Raw genomic sequence first — 16,550 nt, 5'->3', positions numbered from 1 at the left:
TCAGGGGTGCTCACTTCTCCAGTGCGGCAAGACCGGGGAGGGTCTTGCCTTCCAGGTACTCGAGGCTGGCGCCGCCACCCGTCGAGATGTGGCCGAACTTCGACTCGTCGAAGCCGAGCAGCCGGACCGCGGCGGCCGAGTCGCCACCGCCGACGACGGTGAAGGCTTCCGAGTCGAGCAGGCCCTGCGCGACCGCGCGGGTGCCGTCGGCGAAGGCCGGGTGCTCGAAGACACCCATCGGGCCGTTCCAGAACACCGTCTTCGCGTCGGCCAGCTTGGCCGCGAACAGCTCCTCGGTCTTCGGGCCGATGTCCAGGCCCATCTTGCCCGCGGGCATGGCGCTGACGTCGACGACCTCGATGTCGTCGACCGGGGCCTTGGTCTTCAGGTCGGGGAAGCTCCCGGAGACGCGCGCGTCGACGGGGAGCACGAACTCCACGCCCTCGCGCTCGGCGCGGGCCAGGTACTCCTTGACCGCCGGGATCTGGTCCTCCTGCAGCAGCGAGGTGCCGACCTCGTGGCCCTGGGCCGCGAGGAAGGTGAACATCATGCCGCCGCCGACCAGGATCCGGTCGGCCTTGCCCAGCAGGTTGTCGATCACGGCGAGCTTGTCGGAGACCTTGGCCCCGCCCAGCACGACCGCGTACGGACGCTTGACGTCCTCGGTGAGGCGCTTGAGCACGGCCACCTCGGCGCCGATCAGCAGGCCGGCCGCGTGCGGCAGCCGGGCCGGCAGGTCGAAGACGGAGGCGTGCTTGCGGTGCACCGCGCCGAAGCCGTCGCCGACGTAGAGGTCGGCCAGGGCGGCCAGCTGGTCGGCGAACTCGCCGCGCTCGGCGTCGTCCTTGCTGGTCTCGCCGGGGTTGAACCGCAGGTTCTCGATCACGGCCACCTGGCCGGGCTCCAGGCCGTTCACGGCGTCGTGCGCGGCCGGACCGACGGTGTCCTGCGCGAAGGCGACCGGCTGCCCGAGCAACTCCGCGAGCCGCTCGGCCGCCTGGAGCAGCGAGAACGCCGGGTCCGGCGCGCCCTTGGGGCGGCCCAGGTGCGAGGCGACGACGACCTTGGCGTCGGCCTCCACGAGCTTCTTGATGGTGGGCAGCACGGCCCGGATCCGGCCGTCGTCGGTGATCAGGCCGTCGGACATCGGCACGTTCAGGTCGGCCCGGACGAAGACGCGCTTGCCGGCGACACCCGGCCCGGCGATCAGGTCGTCGATGGTCTGCATGTGGAGATGTTTTCCTGTTCTTCTGGGCGGTCGGCTGGGGAGTCGTCGGAGTGAGGTTACTGCCCGACGGCACGCGGACAGGGTCCGGGCAGGCACTGCCCGGACCCTGTCCTCTCACACCGTGAGCTGTCTGTCCGTCAGAGCTGGCTGCCGACAAGGGCGGTCAGGTCCACCAGACGGTTGGAGTAGCCCCACTCGTTGTCGTACCAGCCGAAGACCTTGACCTGGTTGCCCTGGACCATGGTCAGCGGCGCGTCGAAGATGCAGGAGTACGGCGAGTTGACGATGTCCCGGGAGACGATCGGGTCCTCGTTGTACGCCAGGATGCCCTTGAGCGAGCTCTCGGAGGCCTTCTGGTAGGCGGCGTTGACCTCCTCCTTGGTGACCTCGCGCTGCAGCGTCGCCACCAGGTCGGTGATCGAGCCGGTGGGGACCGGGACGCGCAGCGAGGTGCCGTCCAGCTTGCCCTTGAGCTCCGGCAGCACCAGCGCGGTGGCCTTGGCGGCACCGGTGGAGGTCGGGATGATGCTCAGGGCCGCGGCGCGGGCGCGACGCAGGTCCTTGTGCGGGAAGTCCAGGGTGACCTGGTCGTTGGTGTAGGCGTGCACGGTCGTCATGAACCCGGTGACGATGCCGAACGCCTCGTTCAGGACCTTCGCCAGCGGCGCCACGCAGTTGGTGGTGCAGGAGGCGTTGGAGATGATGCTCTGCTTCGTCACATCGAGCTTGTCGTCGTTGACGCCCATGACGATGGTGATGTCCTCGTCCTTGGCCGGAGCCGAGATGAGGACCTTCTTCGCGCCCGCGGCCAGGTGCTTCTTCGCACCCTCGGCGTTGGTGAAGATGCCGGTGGACTCGATCACGATGTCTGCGCCGAGCTCTCCCCAGGGGAGCTTGGCGGGGTCGCGCTCCGCGGTGACCTTGAAGGTCTTGCCATCGACGGTGATGGTGTCGTCCGTGTGAGTGACCTCGGCCTGGAAGGTGCCCAGGGTCGAGTCGTACTTGAGCAGGTGCGCCAGGGTCTTGGTGTCGGTCAGGTCATTGACACCGACGACCTCGATGTCGGCGCCCTGGGATGCGATGGCACGGAAGTAGTTACGGCCGATACGGCCAAAACCGTTGATGCCTACCCGGATCGTCACGAACCGATCTCCTCGCTGTTAGTCGGCCCGAGGGGCCGACGAGCTGGAATGGGATGTCCCCGACCGGTAACGACCCTACCTCCGCAAGGTGTTCTTGAGCACATCTGCCGCGACGTGCGCGGCACGTCAAGGGGCGCGGGGAACTGCGCGAGCAACCACCCTGTGCGGATGGCCCTGAACATTGAGGACCATCCGCATGTCGGTGGCTTGTCGCGCCCACGCGGCGGAGCCGCATGTCAGCAGAGCCTCGCGCCCCTGGGTGTTGCAACTACCTGTGGGAGCGGAGGCTCTACCGCTCAGCCCGCGACCATCTCCTCGGTGAGGCTCTGCTCCGTGTTCGGCAGCCCCAGTTCGATCGCGCGCTTGTCGGCCATCGCCAGCAGGCGGCGGATCCGGCCCGCGACCGCGTCCTTCGTCAGGGGCGGGTCGGCGAGGGAGCCCAGCTCCTCCAGGGAGGCCTGCTTGTGCTCCATGCGCAGGCGGCCCGCCGCCGCCAGGTGCTCGGGGACCTCGTCGCCCAGGATCTCCAACGCCCGCTGGACCCGCGCGCCCGCCGCGACCGCCGCTCGCGCGGACCTGCGCAGGTTCGCGTCGTCGAAGTTGGCCAGGCGGTTGGCCGTCGCCCGGACCTCGCGCCGCATCCGGCGCTCCTCCCAGGCCAGCACCGACTCGTGCGCGCCGAGACGCGTCAACAGCGCGCCAATCGCATCACCGTCACGAATGACCACCCGGTCAACCCCGCGAACCTCGCGGGCCTTCGCCGGGATGCCGAGCCTGCGCGCCGCGCCGACCAGCGCGAGCGCGGCCTCCGAGCCGGGGCAGGTGATCTCCAGCGAGGAGGACCGGCCCGGCTCGGTCAGCGAGCCGTGCGCGAGGAACGCCCCGCGCCACGCCGCCTCCGCGTCACAGGTGGCCCCGGAGACCACCGCCGGGGGAAGACCCCGGATCGGGCGTCCGCGCCCGTCCACCAAGCCCGTCTGCCGGGCCAGCAGATCGCCGTCCTTGACCACCCGCACCACGTACCGACTGCCTCGGCGCAGCCCGCCGGGGGCCATCACCACCAGGTCCGAGGAGTGTCCGAAGATCTCCAGCAGGTCCTTGCGCAGCCGCCTCGCCGCGACGCCGGTGTCCAGCTCCGCCTCGATCACGATGCGTCCGCTCACAATGTGCAGACCGCCCGCGAAGCGCAGGATCGCCGACACCTCCGCCTTGCGGCAACAAGCCCGGGTGACGGGAAGCCGACTGATTTCGTCCTTCACAGCTGCCGTCATCGCCATGGCGCGATCCTTCCATGCGTTCTGAAGATCCGGTCGTACGCTGCGGCCAGAAGCTCCGGGTCGTGTCGCGCGCCGTCACCGGCGGCGACGGGAGCCAGCACCAGTTCGGCGCCCAGGCGCTTGGCCGCGTCGCGCAGCGCCTCGGTGTCCGCGACGGCCCCGACGGCGTCGAGGTCGGCGAGGACGAAGTCCAACTCCACGCCACGGGCGTGCTCCAGGAACACCTCCAGGTGCCGCTGCGGCGAGAAGCCCTCGGTCTCCCCGGGCTGGGCGACCAGGTTGAGCGCCAGGACCTTGCGGGCCTGCGTCGACGCCAGGGCGTCCCGCAGCTGGGGAACCATGAGGTGCGGCAGCACGCTGGTGAACCACGAGCCCGGGCCGAGGACGACCCAGTCCGCGGCGCGGACCGCGGTGACCGCCTCCGGGACGGCCGGAGGGTTCTCCGGGAGCAGCCGGATCGCCTCCACGGTACCGGGCGTGACGGCGACCTCCGCCTGGCCGCGGACGGTGCTGAGCTCCTCGGGCAGCGAAGGGTCGAGGCCGCGGACGCTGGCCTCGATGTGCAGCGGCACCGCCGACATCGGCAGCACCCGGCCGTGCGCGCCCAGCAGCCGGCCGACCCACTCCAGCGCCAGGACCGGGTCGCCGAGCTTCTCCCACAGGGCCACGATCAGCAGGTTGCCGACCGCGTGGCCGTGCAGGTCGCCGTCGCTCTGGAACCGGTGCTGGATCACCTCGGACCAGGTGCGGCCCCACTCGTCGTCCCCGCACAGCGCGGCCAGCGCCTTGCGCAGGTCGCCGGGTGGCAGCACGCCGAGCTCGTCGCGGAGCCGACCGCTGGAGCCGCCGTCGTCGGCGACGGTGACCACCGCGGTGAGCTCCCCGGTGAGCCTGCGCAACGCGGAGAGCGAGGCGGACAGGCCCCGACCACCGCCGAGCGCGGTGATTCTCGGGGCGCGGCGGCTGCCGCGCCGCATCTGTCGGAGAGGACCGCCGCTGCCGCTGAAGCTACCCGCCACCCGCGCCCCTATCACTTTTCGAGGCGCGCGTACGTCAACCGCGTCCGCGCACCGTCACTCACGCCCCATGTCCCGGTGGACCAGCACCGTCTCCAGGCCGTCGGCGCTGAGGCGCTTGGCCAGCCGTTCCGACATCGCCACGCTGCGGTGCTTTCCTCCGGTGCAGCCTACGGCAATCGTCATATATCGCTTTCCCTCGCGGCGGTACCCCTCGGTGACGATCCGCAGCAGTTCCACATAGCCGTTGAGGAACTCCTTGGCGCCCGGCTGGTCGAAGACGTAGCGGGCCACCTCCTCGTCGGTGCCGGTGTGGGAGCGCAGCTCGGGGACCCAGTGCGGGTTGGGCAGGAACCGGCAGTCGACCACCAGGTCGGCGTCAACCGGCAGGCCGTACTTGAACCCGAACGACATCACCGTGGCCCGGAGTTCGGGCTCCTGCTCGTCGGCGAAGTGGGCGTCCATCTTGGCGCGCAGCTCGTGGACGTTGAGGTTGGAGGTGTCGATGACCAGGTCGGCCTCGCCGCGCAGCTCGCGCAGCAGCTCGCGCTCGCGCTCGATGCCGTCCACGATCCGGCCGTCACCCTGGAGCGGGTGCGGGCGGCGGACGTTCTCGAACCGGCGGACCAGGGCGTCCTCGGAGGCCTCCAGGAAGACCACCCGAAGCCGGACCCCGCCCTTCTCCAGCTCGTCCAGCGCCGAGCGCAGGTCGTCGAAGAAGCTCCGGCCGCGGACGTCCACGACCGCGCTTATCCGGGCGACGGCGCCCTGCGAGCGCGCGCCCAGGTCGACCATGGTCGGTATCAGGGCGGGCGGCAGGTTGTCGACGACGAACCAGCCGAGGTCCTCCAGGCACTTGGCGGCGGTGCTGCGTCCGGCGCCCGACATGCCGGAGATGATCACCAGCTCCGGGACCTCGGAACTGTCCGCCTCGCCCGTTTCGGACTGCGGCTCCAGAGGCAGCTCCGGCGGCGTCTGCACTTGCCGTTGAGGCTCCGGCGTACTCACTACGATCTCCCCGCTTTCGGTCGCATCAGTACAAACAACGCTTGCGGTCGTCTGCGGCTTCCCCTAGTCACTCCATGGAGTGACGTTACTGGGATCAGGTGACGTTTTCTCCGTGCGACTCTTCCAAAATCTCCCCCGTGCTCATGTTGACTGCAGGTGCAGCCGGCTTGCCGGCGGCCAGGGCGGCGGCGACGGCCTCGGCCGTGCGGCGGCCGACGCCGGGGACCTCGCAGATCTCGTCGATCGTGGCGGCGCGGAGCTTCTTGACCGAACCGAAATGCTTGATCAGCGCCTGCCGTCGGGCCTCCCCCAGGCCGGGCACGGCGTCCAGCCCGCTGGCGGTGGCGCGCTTGGCGCGCTTCTGGCGCTGGTACGTGATCGCGAACCGGTGCGCCTCGTCGCGGACGCGCTGGAGCAGGTAGAGGCCCTCGCTGGAACGCGGCAGGACGACAGGGTCGTCCTCGTCCGGCAGCCAGACCTCCTCCAGGCGCTTGGCCAGCCCGCACAGGGCGACGTCAGTGACGCCGAGCTCGGTCAGCGCCTGCTGGGCGGCGGCGACCTGCGGCTGGCCGCCGTCGACGACGATCAGCTGCGGCGGGTAGGCGAAGCGGCGGGCCTTGCCCGTCTCTTCGTCCTTGGCCGGGGCCTGCTCCTGGTGCTTGAACCGCCGGGTGATCACCTCGTGCATGGACCGGACGTCGTCCTGCCCCTCGAAGCTCTTGATCGCAAAGCGGCGGTACTCGCTCTTGCGCGCCAGACCGTCCTCGAAGACGACCATGGACGCGACCACGTCCTGGCCCTGGAGGTGGGAGATGTCGTAGCACTCGATCCGCAGCGGCGCGGTGTCCAACCCGAGCGCGTCGGCGATCTCCTGGAGGGCGACACTGCGGGTGGTGAGGTCGGCGGCCCGCTTGGTCTTGTGCAGGGCCAGCGCCTGGGTGGCGTTGCGCTCCACCGTGGTCATCAGCTCGCGCTTGTCACCGCGCTGCGGGACACGCAGGTCGACCTTGGCGCCCCGACGCTCGGACAGCCAGGCCAGCACCGGCTCGACCGGTTCCGGCAGCGCGGGCACCAGCACCTCGCGCGGGACGCCCTCGCCGCGCTCCTCGCCGTAGAGCTGGAGCAGGGCGTGCTCGACCAGCCCGGCGGCGTCGACCTGCTCGACCTTGTCGGTGACCCAACCGCGCTGGCCGCGGACCCGGCCGCCGCGCACATGGAAGATCTGCACCGCGGCCTCCAACTCGTCCTGGGCCAGGGCGAGCAGGTCGGCGTCGGTGCCGTCGGCGAGCACGACGGCGTTCTTCTCCATCGCCCGGCGCAGCGCCTCGATGTCGTCGCGCAGCCGCCCGGCCTTCTCGTACTCCATCTCGGCGGCGGCCTCGCGCATCTGCGTCTCCAGCCGCCGCAGGTAGCCCGCGGCGTGGCCGGACATGAAGTCGCAGAACTCCTCGGCCAGTTCGCGGTGGTCCTCGGCGGAGATCCGCCCGACGCAGGGCGCGGAGCACTTGCCGATGTACCCGAGCAGGCAGGGCCGCCCGATCTGCTCCGCCCGCTTGAACACCCCGGCCGAGCAAGTGCGCACCGGGAAGACGCGCAGCATCAGGTCGACCGTCTCCCGGATCGCCCAGGCGTGGCCGTAGGGACCGAAGTACCGCACGCCGCGCTTCTTCGGCCCACGCATCACCTGGACGCGCGGGAACTCCTCGTTCAGCGTGACCGCGAGGGAGGGATAGCTCTTGTCGTCCCGGTACTTGACGTTGAAGCGCGGGTCGAACTCCTTGATCCAGCTGTACTCCAGCTGGAGCGCCTCGACCTCGGTGCCGACGACCGTCCACTCGACCGAGGCGGCCGTGGTCACCATCGTGCGCGTACGCGGGTGCAGGCCCGCCAGGTCCTGGAAGTAGTTGGCCAGCCGCTGGCGCAGGCTCTTCGCCTTGCCGACGTAGATCACCCGCCCGTCGGCGTCCCGGAACTTGTACACCCCGGGCGAGTCCGGAATCTGCCCCGGCGCGGGCCGGTAGGTGGACGGGTCGGCCATCACTTCCCCCATGCGTACGGACTGCCACCGACCCACTCCCGCGCGGTCGTGACATGCGTGGACACCGCTGCGGGAGGCCCCACAGCGACATCTACGACCCTAGCGCGCAGGTCTGTCAGATCCGCGCCTGTTCCCAGGTCCGGGCGATCATCCGCTCACGCGAGCGCGTCCACCGTCGAGCGGCGGCGCGTCCTCAGCTGAAGGTGGCGACGAGCTTGCCGTTCGTGACCGCGAGCGGGATGGACGGCAGCGGCGCGGAGGCCGGGCCCTGGACGACGGAACCGTCGGTGGTCTTGAACTCGCTGCCGTGGCACGGGCAGGAGATCACGCCGTTGGAGACGCCGTCGACCAGGCAGCCCGCGTGGGTGCAGACGGCGCTGAACGCCTTGTACGTGCCGGCGGTCGGCTGGGTCACGACGCACTGCTGCGCGCTGTAGAGCTTGCCGCCGCCCACCGGCACGTCGGTGGCCGCACCGAGCGTCACCGGCCCCTTGGGCGCGGGCGCCCCCGCGGAGCAGGCCGACAGCGCGACCACTCCGACACCCGCGAGCCCCACTGCGGCGGCGCCGCGGAGCAGCTGTCGCCTGCAGCAGCCCTCGGACGCGGGCACGGCGGCAGCGGCGGGGGCAGCGGCAGGGTCGGCGGGGGTGGTCATCTCGGTGCTCATCGCTGCACGCGCTCCAACGGAATCCGGGCCCCCGCGGTCACAGAGGCATCGAGAGCCACGATAAGCCGCGCAGCTGTGAGGAACGTTGGTGGGGGATCTGCCCTTACCTTGAGGCGAGCGTCTGCTTTCACTCCGCACGTGGTTGCACGTGCACCCAGGGGCGCGCGCCCCTGGGTGCACGTGCACCTACTTCTTCGCTGCCGCCTTCTTCCTCACCGTCTTCTTGGGCTTCGCCGGCGCCGCCGCCTCGTCGAAGACGCGGTCCTCACCCAGGATGTCGCGCAGGAACTTGCCGGTGTGGCTCTCGCCGACCGCGGCGACCTGCTCCGGGGTGCCCTCGGCGACGACCATGCCGCCGCCCGCGCCGCCCTCCGGGCCCATGTCGATGACCCAGTCCGCGGTCTTGATGACGTCGAGGTTGTGCTCGATGACGATCACCGAGTTGCCCTTGTCCACCAGGCCCGTCAGCATCTTGATCAGCTTGCTGATGTCCTCGAAGTGCAGGCCCGTCGTCGGCTCGTCCAGGACGTAGATCGTCCGACCGTTGCTGCGCTTCTGCAGCTCCGACGCGAGCTTGACGCGCTGCGCCTCGCCGCCCGACAGGGTCGTCGCGGACTGGCCCAGCCGGACGTAGCCGAGGCCGACGTCGACCAGGGTGCGCAGGTACCGCGCGATCGCGGGGACCGCCTCGAAGAACTCGAGCCCCTCCTCGATCGGCATGTCCAGGACCTCGGCGATGGACTTGCCCTTGTAGTGGACGTCGAGCGTCTCCCGGTTGTAGCGGGCGCCATGGCAGACCTCGCACGGGACGTAGACGTCCGGCAGGAAGTTCATCTCGATCTTGATCGTGCCGTCGCCCGCGCAGTTCTCGCAGCGGCCGCCCTTGACGTTGAAGGAGAAGCGGCCCGGCAGGTAGCCGCGGACCTTCGCCTCCGTCGTCTCCGCGAACAGCTTGCGCACGTGGTCGAAGACGCCGGTGTACGTGGCCGGGTTGGACCGCGGGGTGCGGCCGATCGGCGACTGGTCGACGTGGACGACCTTGTCGACCAGGTCCGTGCCCGTCACCCGGGTGTGGCGGCCCGGGACGCTGCGCGCGCCGTTCAGCTCGCGCGCCAGGTGGGTGTAGAGGATGTCGTTGACCAGCGTCGACTTGCCCGAGCCGGAGACACCCGTCACCGCCGTGAAGAGACCCAGCGGGAAGGCGACGTCGACGTCGCGCAGGTTGTGCTCGCGCGCGCCGTGGACGGTGATCTTGCGCTTCGGGTCGAGCGGGCGGCGCATCTCCGGGATCGGGATCGCCTTGCGGCCGGAGAGGTACGCGCCGGTGAGCGACTTCTTGTTGGCCAACAGGCCCTCGCGGGAGCCGGAGTGGACCACGTGCCCGCCGTGCTCGCCCGCGCCGGGGCCGATGTCGACGACCCAGTCGGCGGTGCGGATGGTGTCCTCGTCGTGCTCGACGACGATCAGCGTGTTGCCGAGGTCGCGTAGCCGGACCAGGGTCTCGATCAGGCGGTGGTTGTCGCGCTGGTGCAGGCCGATGGACGGCTCGTCCAGCACGTAGAGCACGCCGACCAGGCCGGAGCCGATCTGCGTCGCCAGACGGATGCGCTGCGCCTCGCCACCGGAGAGGGTGCCGGCGGCACGGTCGAGCGAGAGGTAGTCCAGGCCGACGTCGACCAGGAACTTCAGCCGCTCGTTGACCTCCTTCAACACCCGCTCGGCGATCGTCTTCTCACGTGCCGTCAGCTTCATCTCACCGAGGAACTCGGCGCAGTCGCTGATCGACATCGAGGAGACGTCGGAGATCGAGCGGCCCGCCATCTTCACGGCGAGCACCACCGGCTTGAGGCGCGCGCCATGGCACGCCGGGCAGGCGGTCTCGCGCATGTAGCCCTCGAAGCGCTCGCGCGCGCTGTCGCTCTCCGCGTCGGCGTGACGGCGCTGGACGAACGGGACCGCACCCTCGAAGCCGGTGATGTAGGAGCGCTCACGGCCGTAGCGGTTGGTGAACTTGACCTCGATCTCGGTCTTGTGGCCGTAGAGCAGCGCCTTCTTGGCGCGCGCCGGCAGGCCCGCCCAGGGGATGTCGGTGCGGAAGCCCAACTCCTTGCCGAGCGCCTTGATCAGCCGCAGGTGGTAGTCCTTGATGTGGCCGTGCGACCAGGGGTGGATCGCGCCCTCGTCGAGGGACTTCTCCTCGTCGGGGACGATCAGCTCCGGGTCGACCTCCATGCGGGTGCCGATGCCGGTGCACTCCGGACAGGCGCCGAAGGGCGAGTTGAAGGAGAACGAGCGCGGCTCCAGCTCCTCGAACGACAGGTCGTCGTAGGTGCAGTAGAGGTGCTCGGAGTACATGCGCTCGCGCTCCGGGTCGTCCTCGGGGAGGTCGACGAAGTCGAGCACGACCGTGCCGCCGGAGAGGCCGAGGGCCGTCTCCACCGAGTCGGTCAGGCGCCGCTGGGCGCTCTTCTTGACCGTGAGGCGGTCGACGACCACCTCGATGGTGTGCTTCTCCTGCTTCTTCAGCGTGGGCGGCTCGCTCAGCTGGATCGTCGAGCCGTCGACGCGGGCGCGGGAGTAGCCCTTGGTCTGCAGGTCGGCGAAGAGGTCGACGAACTCGCCCTTGCGGCCCTTGACCAGCGGGCTGAGCAGCTGGAACCGGGTGCCCTCGGGCAGCTCAAGCACCTTGTCGACGATCTGCTGCGGCGACTGCCGGGCGATCGGGCGGCCGCACTCGGGACAGTGCGGGTGGCCGATCCGCGCGAAGAGCAGCCGGAGGTAGTCGTAGACCTCGGTGATCGTGCCCACCGTCGACCGCGGGTTGCGGGAGGTGGACTTCTGGTCGATGGAGACGGCCGGCGACAGGCCCTCGATGAAGTCGACGTCGGGCTTGTCCATCTGGCCGAGGAACTGCCTGGCGTAGGAGGACAGCGACTCGACGTAGCGACGCTGGCCCTCGGCGAAGATCGTGTCGAAGGCCAGGGACGACTTGCCTGAGCCCGAGAGACCGGTGAAGACGATCAGGGAGTCGCGCGGCAGGTCGAGCGAGACGTTCTTGAGGTTGTGCTCGCGAGCACCGCGGACGATGAGGCGGTCTGCCACGCTACTGCGCCCTTCAAAAGCGGGGGTGTACGGGGATGTACCCACGGGTGTGCCAAGGGCTCGTCGAGCAGCCCAGTCGGGAGCTCGGTGGGTACGGAGAACCATTCCAGAGTAATGGGAGCACGTGTTCGATTTTTGAGGCAATCGACAGTGTTCGCCCGAACGGATGAAACGCTAACGCGTGGGGCCTCCACTCGTGGGAACGATGCGGAAGTGCTCCGGGACACGACCGGTGCCTGCTACGGCACCGACAGCGCGGCAATGATGGATGCAAGCCGAGATGAGGGACATAGATTGAGCATCGCACCCACCACTGACATTCCCGCCCTGGCCGAGTCGACCGCCCGGCTGCTGGCCACGGTCGAGGCGATGGACGCGGCGCAGCTCGGCGAGGCGTCGCTGCTGCCCGGCTGGACCCGCGGCCACGTCCTGGCCCACATCGCGCGCAACGCCGACGCCCTGCTCAACCTGCTGACCGGCGCGCGGGCCGGCGAGACGATCCCGATGTACGCGAGCGTCGAGGCCCGCAACCAGGAGATCGAGAACGGCGCCAAGAGCTCCCTCGCGGAGCAGCTCGACGACCTGCGCGCGAGCGCGGCCCGCTTCGACGCGGGCGTCGCCGCGATGACGGACGACGCCTGGTCGCGCACAGCGGCGCACCGCCTCGGCCCGCTCCCGGTCGCCCAGGTCCCGGCGAAGCGGCGCCAGGAGGTCGAGTACCACCACGTCGACCTGGGTCTTCCGGCCCTGTACTCCCCCGCCGACTGGCCCGCAAGCTGGGTGGCGACGCAACTGTCGCACGTCGCGGCGCAGTTCTCCGGAAGGGCGGAGGTCCCGTCGATCGCGCTCGTGCCCGAGGGCGGCGAGGCCCTCACCACGGGCCGCTCGGCGGACACGGCGGAGCTGACCGTCTCCGGCCCCGGCCACGCGCTGCTGGCCTGGCTGACCGGCCGGTCCGACGGCTCGACGCTCACCGTGCGCGGTTCCGTCGCGGGCGAGGGTTCCGTCACGGGCGAGGGTTCCGTCACGGGCGGGGAGGGGACGCTCAGCCTCCCGGTGCTGCCGCCGCTAGGCTGATCCCATGACGTACCACGGAGCGGTGAAGGTCGGCGGGGCCCCGGACGTCCGGGAGTTGGCGCATCTGGTGATCACCAAGATCGCCGTGGGCCCCATGAACAACAACGCCTATCTGCTGCGCTGCCGCGCGACGGACGAGCAGTTGCTGATCGACGCCGCCGCCGACGCGCACATCCTCCTGGAGTCCGTCGGCGACAGCCTCGCCACCGTGGTGACCACGCACCGGCACCAGGACCACTGGAACGCCCTCGCCGACGTCGTCCGCGCCACCGGAGCGCGGACGGCGGCCGGGCGGATCGACGCGGACGGCATCCCCGTCCCGACGGACGTCCTGCTCGACGACGGCGACACCGTCAACGTCGGCCAGGTCCAGCTGACGGTCCGCCACCTGGTCGGCCACACCCCGGGCGCGATCGTCCTGCTCTACGACGACCCGCAGGGGCATCCGCACCTGTTCACCGGCGACTGCCTCTTCCCGGGCGGCGTCGGCAACACCTGGGGCGACCCGGCGGCGTTCCGCAGCCTCTTCCACGACGTGAGCACCAAGCTCTTCGCCCCGCTCCCAGACGAGACCTGGGTCTACCCGGGCCACGGCGACGACACCACGCTCGGCACGGAGCGCCCGCACCTGGCGGAGTGGGAGTCCCGGGGCTGGTGACAGACCGGCAGTCTGCGCGAACTCGGCCGGCAAGAGCGGTGACGATGCGTCGGGTGCGCACTGCCTCGGTGCCGGGCTGGGGCTGACCTCAGAAGGCCAGCGGCTCGTCGGCTCGCGCCTCGCACGTGGGGCAGATGCTGTCGTGGTCCTTGGGAGTCGGGGGCCATGATCCGAAGGCGGCAGGGACCGGATGCAGCGCGCTGGTGCTCTTCTCGCACAGAGTCCACTGAGGACCGTCGGCCGCGTGGAAGACGCGCCAGCGGACCGGACCGCCGGAGGCTGGGTCCAGGCCCTGCTCTATCCACGTGACGACTCGCATGGCTCAACAATCGGCGTGGAGCCGCGAGCGCGCATCCCGAGCAGGACCGGACAGCCCCCGACCGGCCGACCGGACGGGGGCTCCGACGAGGTTGAGGTCTCGCTGCAGGTACCGGTTGCCCGCCGGATTCCGGCGCAGGCGCCCGCGTGTCCCGGTCACCGTCCCTGAAGCAGTGGCGGCGTAGGGTCGTCCCCATGTCGACCGATCCGACCCCCGCGACCGACGGCCGGAGCCTGGCCCCGGACGTGAGCGTTGTGGCCAAGCTCGGCGCGGAGCCCGGGCTCTGTGCAACCTGCGCGCACGTGCACCTGAACGAGACCCGCCGGGGGACGGCCTACCTGCGCTGCACCCGCGCCACCTGGGACGCGCAGCTCCCGCGCTACCCGCGGCTCCCCGTCCTGACCTGCCCCGGCTTCGAGCAGAGGTCCGAGCCCGCGTCCGACTGAGCGCGGACCTGCCCCTCACCCCGCAGGCGGACCTCGAACACCGTCCGGCCCGGGTGGGAGTCGACGTGGACGGAGCCGCCGTGGGCGGTGGCGACGGCGTGGACGATGGCGAGGCCGAGGCCGGTGGAGCCGGTGGCGCGGGTGCGGGCGCGGTCGCCGCGGACGAAGCGTTCGAAGACGTGCGGCAGGAGGTCGGGCGGGATGCCCGGGCCGGTGTCGGTGACGGTGAGCAGGACCGTGCCCGGGTCGGAGGCCGAGGTCGAGGCCGAAGCCGGGGTCGAATCCGGGGTCGAAGCCGAAGCCGAGACAGGATCAGGGGCCGGCTCCAGGCGGGAGAGGGCGAGGGTGACCTCGGTGCCCGCTGGGGTGTGGGTGCGGGCGTTGGCCAGCAGGTTGGCGACGACCTGGCGGAGGCGGTCCGGGTCGCCCACGATGAGGACCGGCTCCTCCGGGAGCTTCAGCCGCCACCGGTGCTCCGGGCCGGCCGCCCGCGCGTCCGAGGTGCAGTCGAGGGCGAGGCGGGTGAGGTCGACCTCGGTCGAGGCCAGGGGACGGCCCGCGTCGAGGCGGGCCAGGAGCAGCAGGTCCTCGACGATCGCGCCCATCCGCAGCGACTCCGCCTCGATCCGCTGGAGCGAGTGGCGGACCGGGTCCGGGGTGGGCGTCGGATGTCGGAGCGCGAGCTCCGCGTGGCCGCGGATGGAGGCGACCGGGGTGCGCAGCTCGTGGCTGGCGTCGGCCGCGAAGCCACGCAACCGCTCCTCGACGGACTGGCGTTGGGCCAGCGCGTCCTCGACATGGCCGAGCATCCGGTTGAGCGCGACGCCGACCCGGCCGACCTCGGTCTCCGGGTCCTGGTCGGGGACGCGCTCGCGCAGCGCGACCTCGCCGCTGGCCAGCGGCAGGCCACTGACCCGCTCGGCGGTGCCCGCCACCCGGTCCAGCGGGCGCAGCGCCAGCCGCACCCAGAGCGTCCCGGCCACCGCGGTGATCGCCAACGCGACCGAGAAGACCAGCACCTCGACCAGGATCAACTGCCGGACGGTGCCCTCGACCTGACTCAGCGGCAGGCCGGTGACCAGGACGTCGCCCTCGCCACCGCGCTGGGCCATCATCCGGAAGTCGCCGAGGCCGTCCAACCGCACCTCGTGCGGCGGGCCACCCACCGGAAGCGCGGCCAGGCGCCCCTGGTCGTGGGCGTCGAGCTTCGGATGGTCGTCGGGGTCGCCGCCGACGAGGTCGTCGGCGTCGCCGTCGACCACACCGCACGCGATGACCTTGTCGTCCACAAGTCGCGCGCCGAACGTCCCGACGGACTGGGCGCGGGTGTCGCCGTGGCTCTCGTGCTCGAAGCTGGCGGCGTAGCGGCCACCGGTGTCGACGAGTTGCTGGTCGACCTTGGCGACCAGGAAGCGGTGCAGTTCGGCGGTGGTCGCCAACCCGACGCCCGCGCAGGTGACCACCAGCAGCGCGAGCAGTCCGGCGATCAACCGTCCACGCAGGGTGCGCGGGAGGTGTGGGCGGCGCAGCCTCACGCGGGAGCCTTGATCAGGTACCCCGCGCCGCGGACCGTGTGGATCAGCGGCTCGCGGCCGTGGTCGATCTTCTTCCGGAGGTAGCTGATGTAGAGCTCGACCACGTGGGCCTGCCCGCCGAAGTCGTAGGACCAGACCGCGTCCAGGATCTGAGCCTTGCTCAGCACGCGACGCGGGTGCTTGAGCAAGTAGCGCAGCAGCGCGTACTCGGTGGGGCTGAGCTCGACCAGCTCGCCGCCCCGGCTGACCTCGTGCGAGCGCTCGTCCAGGATCAGGTCGGCCAGCGAGAGCGTCCCCTCGTCGGCGACGACCGGTTGCGGCTCGGCGCGACGGAGCAGGCCACGCAGCCGGACCACGACCTCGGCCAGGCTGAACGGCTTGGTCACGTAGTCGTCCCCGCCTGCGGCGATCCCGCCGATCCGGTCCTCGACGGCGTCCCGCGCGGTGAGGAAGAGCACCCGCACCTCGGGGCGCTCAGCGTGGATCCTGCGCAGCACTTCGAGGCCGTCGAAGTCGGGCAGCATCATGTCCAGCACGACCGCGTCGGGTCGCCACTGCGCGGCGATGCGGACCGCCTCCTGGCCGCTGGCCGCGCCCTGGGCCTCCCAGCCCTCGTAGCGCAGGGCTCCGCAGAGGACCTCGACAAGGTCGGGCTCGTCGTCGACGACGAGGATGCGGCGCGGCGCGACGGCAGGGGTCTCCGGGGCGTTGGCGTGCGACATGGGGCCCATTCTGCGGCAGGTGGGTGGTGCAGCCATGAGAATGCCATGAGATCCCGCCCACGAGAAGCGTCCGGAGCGCCTTGTTCGCATCCGTCCTGAGCTGGGAAAACGCCAGGTCGTTCGCCCTTTTGCCGTGATCGCACTCATAGCCAACTGAGAATCTGCGCTGTCACGGTTGCCCCAGGATCGGTACGGCCGCACGCGTACGAGCAGGCCTCACAGGGTCGCCACAGCGCCCCGGTGCAGAGTGGCCCCACCAGCACGGCGAGTGGTCGCCGACGAGCAGCGCGGCGAGCGCCCAGCGGCGAGACCGGT

The 16,550-nt window shown here is 70.8% G+C and carries 12 protein-coding genes and 1 pseudogene; 3 read left to right on the top strand and 10 right to left on the bottom strand.

Going from position 1 to position 16,550, the window contains the following annotated elements; all coding sequences use genetic code 11:
* Positions 1 to 10: 10 nt before the first annotated feature.
* The 8 genes and pseudogenes from I2501_RS24695 to uvrA form a co-directional block, all read right to left on the bottom strand.
* On the bottom strand, positions 11 to 1,228 hold the full coding sequence (locus I2501_RS24695) for a phosphoglycerate kinase (RefSeq protein WP_196196396.1): 1,218 nt from the start codon (positions 1,226 to 1,228) through the stop codon (positions 11 to 13).
* Positions 1,229 to 1,365: 137 nt separating this feature from the next.
* Positions 1,366 to 2,370 carry a type I glyceraldehyde-3-phosphate dehydrogenase gene (gap, locus tag I2501_RS24690; RefSeq protein ID WP_196196395.1) on the bottom strand — a complete coding sequence of 335 codons (1,005 nt, stop codon included), beginning with the start codon at positions 2,368 to 2,370 and terminating at the stop codon, positions 1,366 to 1,368.
* Between the two features lie 296 nt (positions 2,371 to 2,666).
* Positions 2,667 to 3,647 carry a DNA-binding protein WhiA gene (whiA, locus tag I2501_RS24685; protein ID WP_196196394.1) on the bottom strand — a complete coding sequence of 327 codons (981 nt, stop codon included), beginning with the start codon at positions 3,645 to 3,647 and terminating at the stop codon, positions 2,667 to 2,669.
* Positions 3,638 to 4,624, bottom strand: coding sequence for a gluconeogenesis factor YvcK family protein (locus I2501_RS24680; RefSeq protein ID WP_196196393.1), 987 nt, complete (start codon positions 4,622 to 4,624; stop codon positions 3,638 to 3,640). Before I2501_RS24680 ends, whiA begins: the two co-directional genes overlap by 10 nt.
* Before the next feature lie 96 nt (positions 4,625 to 4,720).
* Positions 4,721 to 5,626, bottom strand: a complete 906-nt coding sequence (rapZ, locus tag I2501_RS24675) for an RNase adapter RapZ (protein ID WP_215909986.1) — start codon at positions 5,624 to 5,626, stop codon at positions 4,721 to 4,723.
* Positions 5,627 to 5,765: 139 nt separating this feature from the next.
* The gene (gene uvrC, locus I2501_RS24670; protein WP_196196392.1) at positions 5,766 to 7,709 is read right to left on the bottom strand and encodes an excinuclease ABC subunit UvrC; all 1,944 of its coding nucleotides are present in this window, start codon (positions 7,707 to 7,709) and stop codon (positions 5,766 to 5,768) included.
* A gap of 193 nt (positions 7,710 to 7,902) precedes the next feature.
* Entirely contained in the window at positions 7,903 to 8,364 is a 462-nt protein-coding gene (locus I2501_RS24665; protein ID WP_196196581.1) for a Rieske (2Fe-2S) protein, read from the bottom strand.
* A gap of 201 nt (positions 8,365 to 8,565) precedes the next feature.
* A pseudogene (uvrA, locus tag I2501_RS24660) lies at positions 8,566 to 11,478 on the bottom strand (excinuclease ABC subunit UvrA); the annotation flags it as partial.
* Positions 11,479 to 11,772: 294 nt separating this feature from the next.
* On the opposite strand from uvrA, the gene I2501_RS24655 reads away from it, so the two are divergent.
* From I2501_RS24655 to I2501_RS24645, 3 genes are all read left to right on the top strand, one after another.
* Complete coding sequence (locus I2501_RS24655) at positions 11,773 to 12,555, top strand: maleylpyruvate isomerase family mycothiol-dependent enzyme (protein ID WP_236047142.1); 783 nt, start codon at positions 11,773 to 11,775, stop codon at positions 12,553 to 12,555.
* Between the two features lie 4 nt (positions 12,556 to 12,559).
* A complete protein-coding gene (locus tag I2501_RS24650) occupies positions 12,560 to 13,213 on the top strand; it encodes an MBL fold metallo-hydrolase (RefSeq protein ID WP_196196390.1) in 654 nt (217 codons plus the stop codon).
* Between the two features lie 513 nt (positions 13,214 to 13,726).
* Positions 13,727 to 13,978 (top strand): hypothetical protein, encoded by a 252-nt coding sequence (locus I2501_RS24645; protein WP_196196389.1) that lies wholly within the window; start codon positions 13,727 to 13,729, stop codon positions 13,976 to 13,978.
* On the opposite strand, the gene I2501_RS24640 is transcribed toward I2501_RS24645, so the two are convergent.
* A complete protein-coding gene (locus I2501_RS24640; RefSeq protein WP_328806594.1) occupies positions 13,912 to 15,513 on the bottom strand; it encodes a sensor histidine kinase in 1,602 nt (533 codons plus the stop codon). The two genes, I2501_RS24645 and I2501_RS24640, sit on opposite strands and share 67 nt — an antisense overlap.
* On the bottom strand, positions 15,510 to 16,235 hold the full coding sequence (locus tag I2501_RS24635) for a response regulator transcription factor (RefSeq protein WP_196196388.1): 726 nt from the start codon (positions 16,233 to 16,235) through the stop codon (positions 15,510 to 15,512). Before I2501_RS24635 ends, I2501_RS24640 begins: the two co-directional genes overlap by 4 nt.
* Between the last annotated feature and the right edge of the window lie 315 nt (positions 16,236 to 16,550).

Origin of the sequence: Streptacidiphilus fuscans, from assembly GCF_015690355.1 — a bacterium.
In the GTDB taxonomy this organism is placed as follows: Bacteria; Actinomycetota; Actinomycetes; order Streptomycetales; family Streptomycetaceae; genus Streptacidiphilus; species Streptacidiphilus fuscans.
This window is presented reverse-complemented; position numbering and strand designations above follow the sequence as displayed.

Bases quoted from the DNA above. Each gene is read 5' to 3' on its own strand.
- whiA (WP_196196394.1), bottom strand. From the start codon at position 3,647: ATGGCGATGACGGCAGCTGTGAAGGACGAAATCAGTCGGCTTCCCGTC.
- I2501_RS24695 (WP_196196396.1), bottom strand. From the start codon at position 1,228: ATGCAGACCATCGACGACCTGATCGCCGGGCCGGGTGTCGCCGGCAAG.
- I2501_RS24645 (WP_196196389.1), top strand. From the start codon at position 13,727: ATGTCGACCGATCCGACCCCCGCGACCGACGGCCGGAGCCTGGCCCCG.
- I2501_RS24680 (WP_196196393.1), bottom strand. From the start codon at position 4,624: ATGCGGCGCGGCAGCCGCCGCGCCCCGAGAATCACCGCGCTCGGCGGT.
- I2501_RS24650 (WP_196196390.1), top strand. From the start codon at position 12,560: ATGACGTACCACGGAGCGGTGAAGGTCGGCGGGGCCCCGGACGTCCGG.
- uvrC (WP_196196392.1), bottom strand. From the start codon at position 7,709: ATGGCCGACCCGTCCACCTACCGGCCCGCGCCGGGGCAGATTCCGGAC.
- I2501_RS24635 (WP_196196388.1), bottom strand. From the start codon at position 16,235: ATGTCGCACGCCAACGCCCCGGAGACCCCTGCCGTCGCGCCGCGCCGC.
- I2501_RS24665 (WP_196196581.1), bottom strand. From the start codon at position 8,364: ATGACCACCCCCGCCGACCCTGCCGCTGCCCCCGCCGCTGCCGCCGTG.